12 protein-coding genes and 1 tRNA gene are annotated in these 11,677 nt (G+C 75.1%); 2 read left to right on the top strand and 11 right to left on the bottom strand.

Translation table 11 applies throughout. The annotated features are described in order from the left end of the window. Positions 1-203: 203 nt before the first annotated feature. From rsrA to VEW93_12410, 6 genes are all read right to left on the bottom strand, one after another. Positions 204-470, bottom strand: a complete 267-nt coding sequence (gene rsrA, locus VEW93_12435; GenBank protein ID HYI62599.1) for a mycothiol system anti-sigma-R factor — start codon at positions 468-470, stop codon at positions 204-206. Positions 471-481: 11 nt separating this feature from the next. Further along, positions 482-1,075: a sigma-70 family RNA polymerase sigma factor gene (locus tag VEW93_12430; GenBank protein ID HYI62598.1), complete on the bottom strand. Its 594-nt coding sequence runs from the start codon at positions 1,073-1,075 to the stop codon at positions 482-484. Between the two features lie 79 nt (positions 1,076-1,154). Further along, the gene (locus tag VEW93_12425) at positions 1,155-1,673 is read right to left on the bottom strand and encodes a hypothetical protein (protein ID HYI62597.1); all 519 of its coding nucleotides are present in this window, start codon (positions 1,671-1,673) and stop codon (positions 1,155-1,157) included. Between the two features lie 1,152 nt (positions 1,674-2,825). Further along, positions 2,826-4,049, bottom strand: coding sequence for an aminotransferase class I/II-fold pyridoxal phosphate-dependent enzyme (locus VEW93_12420; protein ID HYI62596.1), 1,224 nt, complete (start codon positions 4,047-4,049; stop codon positions 2,826-2,828). A 10-nt stretch (positions 4,050-4,059) separates the two neighbouring features. Next, positions 4,060-6,396: a prephenate dehydratase domain-containing protein gene (locus tag VEW93_12415; GenBank protein ID HYI62595.1), complete on the bottom strand. Its 2,337-nt coding sequence runs from the start codon at positions 6,394-6,396 to the stop codon at positions 4,060-4,062. Positions 6,397-6,401: 5 nt separating this feature from the next. Continuing rightward, on the bottom strand, positions 6,402-7,262 hold the full coding sequence (locus tag VEW93_12410) for a hypothetical protein (GenBank protein ID HYI62594.1): 861 nt from the start codon (positions 7,260-7,262) through the stop codon (positions 6,402-6,404). A 173-nt stretch (positions 7,263-7,435) separates the two neighbouring features. Between VEW93_12410 and VEW93_12405 the strand changes: the two genes are divergently transcribed. Both VEW93_12405 and VEW93_12400 read left to right on the top strand, forming a co-directional pair. Further along, complete coding sequence (locus VEW93_12405; GenBank protein HYI62593.1) at positions 7,436-7,750, top strand: helix-turn-helix transcriptional regulator; 315 nt, start codon at positions 7,436-7,438, stop codon at positions 7,748-7,750. After that, a complete protein-coding gene (locus VEW93_12400; protein HYI62592.1) occupies positions 7,747-8,286 on the top strand; it encodes a hypothetical protein in 540 nt (179 codons plus the stop codon). Before VEW93_12405 ends, VEW93_12400 begins: the two co-directional genes overlap by 4 nt. A gap of 84 nt (positions 8,287-8,370) precedes the next feature. Here VEW93_12400 and VEW93_12395 read toward each other — a convergent pair whose 3' ends face one another. The 5 genes from VEW93_12395 to VEW93_12375 form a co-directional block, all read right to left on the bottom strand. After that, positions 8,371-8,571: a cold-shock protein gene (locus tag VEW93_12395; GenBank protein HYI62591.1), complete on the bottom strand. Its 201-nt coding sequence runs from the start codon at positions 8,569-8,571 to the stop codon at positions 8,371-8,373. A 362-nt stretch (positions 8,572-8,933) separates the two neighbouring features. Next, positions 8,934-9,242, bottom strand: coding sequence for a hypothetical protein (locus VEW93_12390; GenBank protein HYI62590.1), 309 nt, complete (start codon positions 9,240-9,242; stop codon positions 8,934-8,936). 304 nt (positions 9,243-9,546) lie between these two features. Next, positions 9,547-9,622 (bottom strand) — tRNA-Thr (locus VEW93_12385). Positions 9,623-9,680: 58 nt separating this feature from the next. After that, complete coding sequence (locus tag VEW93_12380) at positions 9,681-10,505, bottom strand: dienelactone hydrolase family protein (GenBank protein ID HYI62589.1); 825 nt, start codon at positions 10,503-10,505, stop codon at positions 9,681-9,683. Positions 10,506-10,554: 49 nt separating this feature from the next. After that, positions 10,555-11,670 (bottom strand): hypothetical protein, encoded by a 1,116-nt coding sequence (locus tag VEW93_12375; protein HYI62588.1) that lies wholly within the window; start codon positions 11,668-11,670, stop codon positions 10,555-10,557. Between the last annotated feature and the right edge of the window lie 7 nt (positions 11,671-11,677).

Below are 11,677 nucleotides of genomic sequence, written 5' to 3'. Positions count from 1 at the left end.
CTGGACCTTGGCGAGGTAGCCGACGATGGCGGCCAGGACGGCGAGCAGCGCGCCGCCGGCGAGCAGGACGCCGATCCAGTAGTGCCAGACCTCGGCGGCGAGGAGTTCGATCATGGGCGGCATGGTACCCAGGCCCGCGTCCCACCCCCCAAGCCGGGGGCGGCGACGGCCCGGTCGCCCTCGGGCTCGGTGCCGAGGCTCGCCTAGGGCTCGGTGTCGAGGCGCTCGAGGGCGTCGGCGATGCGGTCGCGGAGCGTGGGCGGCGCCTCGTCGTGGCAGCGCGCCGCGATCACGATCTTCAGCTCGGCCTCGAAGTCGTACGCGCCGATGCAGTCGTGGCACCCGCCGAGGTGGCGCTCGATGGCCTGACGGCGGCCGGAGGTGAGCTCACCGTCGAGGAAGGCGTACAGCTCGCGGAGCACCGTCTCGCAGTCGGACGGTCGGACTCCCGCCTCCTCGTGGTCGTCCATTCGCGAGGCTCCTACGGCTCGGGGCGTGCGTCCACCGGCACGGGGCGCTCCACCAGGCCCCGCTCCGTCGCGAACTCGTACAACCGCTTCTGCAGGGCCTTTCTTCCGCGGTGGAGGCGGCTCATCACGGTGCCCATCGGGATGTCGAGGATCTCGGCGATCTCCTTGTAGGAGAACCCCTCGATGTCGGCCAGGAGGACGGCCAGCCGGAACTGCTCGGGCAGGTCCTCGACCGCCTCCTTCACCTCCGCCTCGGTGAACCAGTCCATCAACTCGTCCTCGGCGCTGCGGCTGATCTGGGCCGCTTCCAGGCCCCCCAGGCGGCGGTAGAGGTAGAGGTCCTCGACCTCGTCGAGCTCGGTCTCGTCGGGCCGGCGCTTCTTGGCCCGGTAGATGTTGATGTAGGTGTTGGTCAGGATGCGGTAGAGCCAGGCCTTCAGGTTGGTGCCCTGCTCGAAGCCCCCGAAGCCCCGGTAGGCCTTGAGGTAGGTCTCCTGGACGAGATCCTCGGCGTCCGACGGGTTCCGGGTCATGCGCAGGGCCGCGGAGTAGAGCGAGCCCATGAGGGGCATGGCCTGCTCGGCGAAGGTGGCCTGGTCAGCCATGATCCGCTCCGTCCATCAGGGCGCCAACCGTAGCGGTACTCGGGTCGTTCCGGCCGGGCGGGGGGGCTCGGTGGACCGGTCAGGCTCGGGGCACCACCTCCAGGCCGTCGCAGCCCTCGGCGCCGCCGCCGGTGACCGTGGCCCGGCCGTCGAGCACGCCGGTGTCCTCGGTGCGGGCGCTGAGCTTCTGGCCCACCCGTTCGGGCACCGGCCCGAAGTAGGAGACGACGCCGGTGGCGGGCTGGTAGTAGCCCGGCGTCTCGGAGCCGTCGCAGTCCCAATCACCCAGGAGGAGCTGGCCCGACCCGCCCCGGCGGGCATCGAGCTGGTAACGGCGGGGCGCCACGTCGGTGGGCGCCAGGCGCACCGAGAGGACGCGACCGTCCCAGGCCAGGGGGACGGGGCAGCCGGTGCCCAGGAGGTCGGCCTCCATCTCCCGGGCGCCCGGGGGCGCGTCCAGGGGTGGCAGCTCGGGGCAGGCGAGGCCGACGGGACGGGCCCCGGCGGCGACGGCCACCGGGCCGGGCGCCTCCTCCCCGGCCAGCCGGGCGACCGCCCACCGCCCGGTGGCCACCGCGCCGACGGCCGCGGCGACCACCGCGCCGGCGACCAGGAGGGCGCGGGCGGCCCGCCCGCCCGCGCCGCCGGGGCCGGCTCCGGGGGCCGGGGCCCGAAGGAGCGGGTGCCCTGCGGGGCGCGGCCACCCGGGGCCAGGCCGCCGGTGCTGACCGGGTGCGGGCCGGGCCGGCCGGGACCGCCACCACTGGGCCCGGGGTTGGGGTCGAGGCGGGCGCGCCGGGCCGGCCCGGGCAACGCCACCGCGCCGGGAGGGACGGCGGACCGCAGTGCGCGGCCCAGGGTGTCGGCCGACGGCGGGCGACGGGCCGGGTCGCGGTCCAGGGCCGCCTCGACCACCTCGGCCAGCGCTCGTGGCACCGCCGGGTCGTCGCCCAGCGACGGGTGGTCGCCGGCCTCGGCCCGGGCGAGGGCCTCATCCGCGGTCCGGCCGTCGTGGGGGAGCTGGGCGGTCAGGCACAGGTAGGCCACCACGGCCAGCCCGTAGACGTCGTTGCGGGGGTCGGGCCGGCCGGTGGCCACCAGCTCGGGGTCGACGTAGCCGGCGGTGCCCTCGACACCCGGCCGCCCCGGCGCGCCATCCCCCGGCGGGGGGCGGACGTGCCGGGCCACGCCGAAGTCGCCCAGCAGGGGCTCGCCGTCGCTGGTGAAGAGGATGTTGGCCGGCTTCACGTCACCGTGGAGGACGCCTCGCCGGTGGGCCGAGGCCAGGGCGTCGGCCACCGGGGCCAGGACCGCCACCACCTGGCCCGGGAGGAGGCGGGCTCGCTGGGCCAGCAGGTCGTGGAGCGACCCACCCCGGGCCGGGGCCATCACCACGGCCACGCCGTCACCGTCGTCGAGCACGTCGAGCACCCGCACGATGTGAGGGTGGTCGAGGTCGGCCAGCACCGCGGCCTCCCGGCGCAGCCGGTCGCGCCCGTCGGGGCCGGTGGAAGTCGAGGCCCGCTTGATCGCCACCACCTGGGCCATCGGCCCGTCCCGCACCGCCCACCACACCGACCCCGCCGTCCCCTCCCCCGCCAGGCCGAGGAGCCGGTAGGGGCCGACGGTGGTCACGCCGGCCGCCTTACCCGGACCGCGGCGGCCAGGAAACCGTGGGCGCCAGCCGACGATGGCACGCGCCATCGCTCCGTCGACCTCGTCCGCCGGCGCCCCCCCGGCTGACGGGTGGTCAGGCCTGGAGGCGGGTGGCGGTGGCGTAGCTGAGGGCCTGGGTGGCCGCAGTCTCGACCCCGGTGGCGACGGTGGGACGGGCCTCGGCCACGGCGTCGGCCACCCGCTCCCGCACGGGTGCCAGCTCGGGGAGGGCCCAGGTGCGCAGGGCGCTGGCCACCCAGGCGTCGTCGTCGTCCGGGCCCACCACGGTGACCCGGATGCCGTCGTCGGTGAAGGCCCGCACCACGTAGCCGTCGGCCGCGAAGCGCTCCACGAAGGTGGCCGTGGCCGAGCCGGTGGGCAGCCACACGAAGTTGCCCTGGCTCTCCCCCACCGGCAGGCCCCCGTCCCACAGGGCGGCGATGCAGCGGCGGCGCTCGGCCACCAGCGCCTCGGCCCGGGTCACCACGCCCTCGACCTCGTCGTCGGCCAGGGCGGCCACCGCCGCCGCCTGGGCCAGCGCGTTGACCTCGAACGGGGACCGCACCCGGTCGACCGCCTCCACCACCTCCGGGTCCCCCACGCCGTAGCCCACCCGCAACCCGGCCAGCGAGAACGCCTTGGCCAGCGTGCGCAGCACCAGCACGTGCGGGCGGCCGTCCAGCAGGGCGAAGGGGCGGACGCCGTCGACGTTGCGCTGGAACTCGCCGTAGGCGTTGTCCACCACCACCAGGCAGCCGTCGGGGGCGGCATCGGCGATGCGGGCCACGTCGTCGTGGCCCAGCTCGCCCCCGGTCGGGTTGTTGGGCGTGGTCAGGAGCACCAGCCGGGTGGCCGGGTCGGACACCGCCTCGACCAAGCCGTCCACGTCGAACAGGCCGCCGGCCAGGGGCACCCGCACGAACGCGGCCCGGCGCAGGTGGGCGAAGAGCGGGTAGGCCTCGAACGACGGCCAGGCCACCACCACCCGGGCGCCGTCGGCCACGTAGGCCTCGAAGACCTGGCGCAGGAGGGTGACCGAGCCGTTGCCCACCAGCACCCGGTCCGGGTCCAGGGGTCCCGGCGCCCCGGCGTGGCCCACCAGGTACCGAGCAACGGCGTCGCGCACCGCGGCCGGCAGGTGCGGTGGGTAGCGGTTCAGCCCGGCCACCGCGGCGGTGATGGCCGCCTCCACGGCGCGGCTCGGCGGCACCACCGACTCGTTCGACGAGAGCTTCACCAACCCCGGCACCGACCGGCCGGGGAGGTAGGCGGCCGCACCCAGCACGTGGTCGAGGGGGCGGGGCGCCCGCCGGGTCACGGGCCGTCCATCAGACGGCGACGATGGGCGTGCGGGGCGACCAGGGGAACGTCCCGAGGGGCAGCACGCCGGGCCCGGCCGCCACCCGGTCGGCGTCGGTGGAGATGACCAGGCGACGGCCGCTCGGCCCGGCCAGGACCTCGTCGAACCGGGACGCCGGCCCGGGCAGCGGCACCGAGGCGTCGGCGGCCATGAGCCACAACGACCGCCGGGGCGGATCGGCGGCGCCCACCGGCCCGTCGCCATCGCCGGCCGCCACCCCACCGGCCCGGCTCAGGACCAGGAACCGGGTGATGGCCCCGGGCACGTCGCCCACGTGGCTGTCGACCACCTCGACGCCCATCTCGGGCCCCAGGCCGGCCGGGGCCAGGGCCACGTCGCCGTCGCCGGCCGCCACCCGCTCGACGGCGTCGAGGGTGGAGGCGCACGCCCGCTCGCGGAGCTGGTGGAGGGTGATGAAGCGCCGGCACTGGCGCAGGGCCTGGGGCTGGCTGCGCGCCTCGGCCCCGGGGCGCAGGCCCTCGCCCGGCCGGCAGTAGGCGTCGAAGCGGACCTTCACGTCGACCACGCCCCACCCCTCGACGGCCACCCCGGCGTCCTCCAGGGCCGCCGCCGCCCCCTCGACCAGGCCGGTGGCCGAGTTGCACAGGGGCAGCACGACGAGCTGCACGGCGTCGTCGCCCAGGCCCCGGAGCAGGGTCGGGAAGTCGTCGAAGGCCACACCCTCCGGCGTGCCCGCCGTGAAGCGGGCGGCGAGGGTGGCGGCCGCCGCCGCCGAGAACGTGCCGGCCGGCCCCAGGTAGCCGATGCCGGCCACCGGCGCCGCGGTGAGGGCCCGGGCCACGGCCAGGTCGGGCCAGGCGTAGCTCTCGTCCGAACGGGACTGGAGGGCGACGGCCAGGCCCGACACCTCGTGGTCGGCCCGCACCGCGCACCGCACCACGTACTCCCGCTGCCCCGAGCGGACCTCCTCGGCCACCAGGTCGACGTGGCGCACCGACGGGTGGTCCAGGGCCAGCCGGGCCATGGCCGCCCCGTCCACCGACTCGGGGCCCAGGAGGCGCACGTCGACCTCGATGCTGCCCAGCCAGTCCTCCAGCACGGCCTCCAGGTCGGGCCCGAAGAACAGGTCGACCTTGCCCAGGCTCAGCTCCACCTCGGCCGGCTTGCCGCTCACCCCGAGCTTGCGGGCGGCCCGCTCGTTGCGACCGAGGAGCACCGCCCCGCCCCGGGGCCCGTGGAGCAGGTTGCGCAGCACCAGCGACGTGGTGGTGACGTCGACGACCTCGCCCACCCGCATCCGCTCCGGCGCCCCCTTGGGGCAGGCCCCCACCAGCCCCCCGGCCCGGCGCTGCTCGGCCAGGGCGGAGCGGGGCGACTGCACCGCCCGGGTGGCCAGGTTCGACGCCTGCTGCATGCGGTTGAACAGCGACCCGCTGAAGGGCTCCCGCACCTGCTGGATGTAGCCCCGGAGGCGGGGCAGCGAACCGGTGGCGATGGCCTCGTGGACCCGCTCGTGGGCGTCCTGCAGCTCCTCGGCCACCCGACCGCCGGCGGTGGAGAGCTGGATGGAGGCGATGGTCTCCTCCTGCTCGGGGCTGAGCACCCGCGACATCATGGCCATCAGCGTCTCGAACTGGGGGGTGCGGCACTCCCACAGGTCGCGCTCGATGTCGAGGCCGGAGCTGGCCACCACCTCGGCCAGGGTCAGCAGGGCCTGGTGGGTGGCGGTCTGGACGTAGGCCATGACCAGGTCGTGGCGCTCGGCGGTCATGACCTTGACGGCGCCGCCGGCCGCCTCCACCGCGGCGGCCAACCAGCGGTGGGCGTCGGGGTGGCGCAGCGACGGGCACACCACCACCGTCTGGCCGTCGATGGTGCCCACCGAGTGGCCGAACAGCGGGTGGGTGCCGAAGGTGACCAGGTCGGGGTCGCCGTTGCCCAGGGCGGCCAGCGCCGCGCTCTTCTCGGAGGCGATGTCGAAGGCCACCGAGTCGCGGCCCAGGCAGGGCAGCAACCACCGGGCGGCCATGGGCAGCTTGGCCTGGGGGACGGCCATCATCACCGCCGCCTCCAGGTCGCCCAGGGCGTCCAGCCCGACCTCCCGACCGGCGGGGTCGACCAGCCGGACCTCGGCCACCGGGCTCTGCGGGTCGACCACCCGGGCCCGCACGATCCGGCCCGCGGCCAGGGGCGGGGCCTCGGCGTCGAACACCGCCTCCCGCACGTCGAGCAGCCACACGTGGCGCCAGGGCAGGCCGGCCAGCACCCCGGAGGTCAGGAGCCGGGCCATGCCTCCCAAGGCGCCCAGGACGACGAGGTCGCGGGGCTGGTCACCGGCCTCCACCGTGCTCAGCGGGCCCTCGTGTCGACGAAGCGGGCGGTGGCGTCCAGGGTGGCGCGGACCAGGGAGGCGCCGTGGTCGGCCCGCGAGGCGGCGTCGTCCACCGGCGTGACCAGGCTGAAGCCCACGGCCGCGGGCGTGCCGTCGACGGAGCGGACGGTCCGCTCGCTGGCGGCGCCGTCGCCGGGACCGGGCGCCTCCTGGCGGGCGAAGGGCAGGGGCACCAGCACCTGGTCGGGCTCCTCGAAGTTCGCGAAGGCCCGCCGGTGGGAGGAGCGGAAGAGCCGGTCGGCGCCGTCGGTGACGTGGGGCTGCCACCACAGGGCCTGGGACACCAGGGAGGGCGAGAGCTCGGCCCGGCGCACCGCCTCGGACCGGCCACCGGGCTCCTCGGCCCGGTCCAGGCTGACGTGGACCCACGGGCTGAGGAGAGCCCCCTCGGCGTCGGCCGCCCCCACCGCCCCGATGAAGCGGAAGATGCGCTCCAGGGTGTCCGGCGCGGCGGCGAAGCGCTCCTGGGTGGCGGGCGAGGCGTGGGCCAGGGCCCGGGCCACCGCGTTCTGGGGCTGGAAGTCCGCCTTGTCGCTGGCGTACATCCCCAGGCAGTTGAGGATGGGCTCGGCCAGGTCGCCGGGGCGGGCCGAACCCTCGTCACCCCACACCACGTCGGTGACGTTGAGCAGCTTGACCACCGGCATGCCCAGCTCCAGCTGGACCAGGAGGCTGGCCGCCGACAACCCCAGGATCTCCTCGTGCAGGACCTGGTGGCCGTAGCGCCCGGCCGCGCTGCGAACCTCGATGCAGGAGATGCCACTGGTCGCCCGGTCCGGGTAGCTCACCATGGAGTTGGTCGTGGCCATCAGTCGCACGCCGGGCACGGTACCCGAGCCACGGGACCGGCTCCCCGCGTGGAGGGCGTTCCGGAGGCGACCCCTCGACCGGCGACACGCGCCGCCGTGATGTCGCGCCGCGGTCCGCTCACCGGGGAAACCGGGAGGCGCGAGGGGTGGGCATGTGGTATCCGAACGGGTACCATGTCGTCGTGGACGCCGGATCCCTCCTCCGTCGGGCCCGCCGCCGGGCTGGGCTCAGCCTTCGGGCCCTGGCCGCCCGGGCCGGCACGTCGCACTCGACCCTGGCCGCCTACGAGGCGGGCCGGAAGGAGCCGGGGGTCGACACGCTGCTCCGCATCCTTCGGGCCGCCGGCTTCGAGCTGGGGACCGACCTGCGCCCGGCCGTGGGCGGCCCCGACCCGGGCGCCCGGGGCCGCGAGCTGGTCGAGGTGCTGGAGCTGGCCGCCCTGTTCCCGGCCCGCCACGAGCCGGTGCTGCGAGCCCCGGTGTTCGGCCGACGGTGAGCGGGCTGGCCGAGAAGATCCTGGCCATCCACCGCACCCTCGACCGCCACGACCTGGCCCACGCCTTCGGTGGCGCCCTGGCCCTGGCGTGGTGCACCGAGCGGGCCCGGGGCACGATCGACATCGACGTCAACGTGTTCGCCGGCGTGGACCAGACCGCCACCGTGCTGGCCGCCCTGCCCGACGCCGTCCGCTGGGACGACGGGGACTCGGCCCTCATCGCCCGCGACGGCCAGGCCCGGCTGTGGTGGGACACCACGCCGGTCGACCTGTTCCTCGACACCACCGACTTCCACCACCACGCCGCCGGCCGGGCCCAGCGCCGACCCTTCGCCGGAGCCGACGTGCCCTTCCTGGCCTGCGAGGACCTGGCCGTGTTCAAGGCCTTCTTCGACCGCACCAAGGACTGGGCCGACCTGGAGGAGATGCAGGCGGCCGGCACCCTCGACGCCGAGCACGTCCTCGGCGTCCTGGTCCGCTACCTCGGGCCCGACGATCCCCGCATCGCCCGCCTCCGCGACCTGGCCGCCGGTTGAGCGGGCCCGGCCCCCCGGTGGCCACCCCGGAACGCGAACGAGCCGCCGGCCCGAAGGCCGACGGCTCGTCCAAAGCTGGAGGCGTCAGACGACGCGGACGTTCTGGGCCTCTTCGCCCTTGCGGCCGGGAGCGACGTCGAACTCGACGGTCTGCCCCTCATCGAGGGACTTGTAGCCCTCGCTCTGGATGTTGGAGAAGTGGACGAACACGTCGTCGCCACCCTCGCGTGAGATGAAGCCGAAGCCCTTCTCGGAGTTGAAGAACTTCACAGTGCCAGTAGTCAAGATCTCTATCCTTACGTTTGCGGCCGGACGTGGGGCCCGGCTCGCGGTCCCGCCTGAGTGACGGGACACTGATCACACCGTAGGCCGTGGGACGGCCCGTTGCCGACTGGGCGTCCTCGGAGGGCCTCGCCGGGCCCGTTCCCGAGGCACCCGAACGGTCCGGCGGCCACGCCACCGCCCGGCGGGATGCCCTCGCCGGGTCCACCTGTCTCGACCCCGAGGACCGACGCAGGCCTAGTTGTTCCGAGGGGTCCTGGCCCGCCGCGGTGGCACCTCGAGCGGGACGGTCCGACGCATGAACTGGTCGAACTGCGGGACGGTGAAGGCCGCGAAGCCGAAGCTCGGCGTGTAGAGCAACCCCTTCACGATGAGGCGGCGCGGGTGGGGCCGCACTGCTGGGAGGTGCGGTCGAGCAGGGCGGCGACGTCCCCCGCAGCGTGGGGCTGGGGACCGAGCTCGGCCATGGCCCTCAGGTACGCCCTCTCCAGGTCGGTCGTGCGGTCGAGCCGGACCCGGAAGAAGCTGCTGTCGAGCTTCTCTTCGACGAGGACCCTCGCCGTACGGGCCTCGGCCTCGGTGACGACCGGCCCGTCGGCGAGATCCCACACCGCCTTGCCGAACTCCTGGAGGAAGTACGGATAGCCCTCGGTGTACTCCACGATCCGGTCCACGGCGCCACGCTCGAAGGTGACTTCCTGGTCCTCGGCCGGTCCGACCAGGGCGAGACGGGCATCTCCCGGGGCAAGCCGCCCGATCTCGGGAAACTTGAAGAGCCGTTCGGCGTAAGACTTGGCATCCCCGGCGAGCTCAGGGATCTGCGGGAGTCCGGCGGCAACGTTTATCGACGTTTACCAACCATTGATAAACCTTGAAAATCTCGACAATCTGGCCGGCCCAACCCTGAGGCCCACCCGGCGCTCACGACGTCCGATGGGCCCCCGATCGCCCTCCCATGATCCGGGGCGGGGCAGCACTTGGAGCCCGAGAGGGGAATCGAACCCCTGACCTTCTCATTACGAGGGAGACGCTCTGCCGACTGAGCTACTCGGGCGAAGGAGCAGCACCCTAGCGGGCGGTACCGCCGGTGACCGAGTGGGATGGCGGCCGGCTCAGGCCTCCAGCAGCCGGGTCCGGAACAGGTCGAGGACCAGGTCCAGGGCCTCCCGGGTGGGCTGGCCGGGCTCGTCGACCAGGTCGGTGGTGAGGACCGAGTGGGCGATCTTGGGGTGGCCCCACTCGTTGCCGGACGACGAGTCGATCTCCACCCCCACGAAGCGGTCGCCCAGGAGGCGGCGCAGGGTGGCGAACCGTTCGGGGGGCGAGAGCTTGTCGCCCGTGAAGCGCAGGCCGATCACCTGGAGGTCCTTGGCCGCGCAGGCCGCCACCGCGGCGTCGACGTCCTCGGGCGAGAGGCCCACGTCGCGCTTGTGCTTCGCGGTCAGCCCGAACGGCAGCGACGGCTGGGACAGCACCGGGGCCAGCACCGGGGCGTCGGCCACCATCCCCAGGGCGAACCCGCCGGTGAAGCACATGCCGACCACGCCGATGCCCGGGCCGCCGCACTCCTCGTGCAGCTCCCGGCCCAGGGCCCGCAGCCAGCCCATGACCGGCGAGGTCCGGCCCGTGGCCAACACGTGGAACTCCCGCGACACGCAGGCTCGGCCGATGCTGGACAGGGCGTCGCCCAGGTTCGAGCGGGGGCCGGACCGGTCGGGGTCGCGGCCCGGCTCACCGAAGAGGTGGGGCAGCGCCACCGAGCACCCCAGGTCCATGACCCGGTGGGCGAAGGTCACCATCGACGGGGTGATGCCGGGGATCTCGGCGATCACCACGACCATGGGACCGGTGCCGGCCCGGTACACGGCCCGGGTCGTGCCCTCGTGGGTGAACTCGGTGCGCTCGAAGCCCTCGAGCTCGGCCGTGGATGCGCCCATGCGCCGACCCTAGGGGGCCGGCCGGTCGGGCCGCGAGGAGGGTGCCCGGTCAGCGACCGGGAGGCAGGCGGAGCAGGAGCGCCTGGAGGAGCAGCTCCTCGTTGGGGTTGCGGAGCAGGGCCTCGCCGGCGTCGCGCAGGGCGGCCAGGGCCCCGCCCGCCTCCTCGACGTGGACCCGCTCCGCGCCCGGGTGCTCGTGGCCGTCAGCCAGGGCCGCGCCCACCAGCCGGTCGCGGTAGTGGTGGGCCAGCTCGGCCAGGCCCATGCGCAGCTCGTCGGCCCGGAGCCGGCGGAGCTGGCGCTTGTGGCGGGCCTCCAGCTCCCGGGCCCCCGAGCCCCGCTGCCCGTAGCGCTCGATGCGGGCCGTGAGGTCGGCCACCTCCACCACCTGCCGGGCCTCCAGCGGCCGGGCGGCGTCGTCGAGGGCGGCCCGCAGCTCGTCGACCACGGCGGCCACCGTGGCCCCGGTGCCGTCGATACGGGACGGCACCGCCCGCCACTGCTCCATGCGCAGGGCGAAGCGCTCGTCGCCAGCCAGGAGGCGGGCCCGGTCGACGTCACCGTGGGCGGCGGCAGCCAGTAGGGCGGCCTGCGCCGGCTCGACGCCGTCGCCCTCGAGCACCGCGGCCACCACGTCGTCACCCAGGGCCGGGAACGGGACCCGGACGCACCGGGATGCGATGGTGACCAGCTCGTCGGGCACCTCGTCGGCCAGGACCACGAAGACGGTGCCGCCCGGGGGCTCCTCGACGGTCTTGAGCAGCTTGCCGGCCGCGGTGTCGGCCACCAGGTGGAACTCGTCGAGGACCAGCACCTTGCGGGAGCCCTCCACCGGCTTGAGCGACGACAGCCGGACGATCTCGACGGCCTGGGCCACCGTGATGGACGCCCCCTCCCGCCGCACGACCACCACGTCCGGGTGGCCCTCGGAGCCGGCCAGGTCGCGGTGGCGGTCGGCCTCCTCGGCGGTGGCGCTGGTGGCGGCCAGCACCTCGCCGGCGAAGACGCGAGCCGCCTGCTCCTTGCCGCTGCCCGGGGGGCCGAGGAAGAGGTAGGCGTGGACGGGGTCGGCCGTCGCGGCTCGCAGCTGGGCCACCGCCGCCTCCTGCCCGGGCACGGCCCGCCAGGGGTCGGTGGCGGGAGCGAGGGAGGGGGGGGCCGTCACCTCGCCA

Source organism: Acidimicrobiales bacterium, assembly GCA_035630295.1.
Lineage (GTDB): Bacteria > Actinomycetota > Acidimicrobiia > Acidimicrobiales > Iamiaceae > Iamia.
The sequence above is the reverse complement of the archived record's forward strand: the minus strand, read 5'-3'. Positions and strand labels throughout refer to the sequence as shown.

Bases quoted from the DNA above. Each gene is read 5' to 3' on its own strand.
- rsrA (HYI62599.1), bottom strand. From the start codon at position 470: ATGGACGACCACGAGGAGGCGGGAGTCCGACCGTCCGACTGCGAGACG.
- VEW93_12430 (HYI62598.1), bottom strand. From the start codon at position 1,075: ATGGCTGACCAGGCCACCTTCGCCGAGCAGGCCATGCCCCTCATGGGC.
- VEW93_12380 (HYI62589.1), bottom strand. From the start codon at position 10,505: ATGGGCGCATCCACGGCCGAGCTCGAGGGCTTCGAGCGCACCGAGTTC.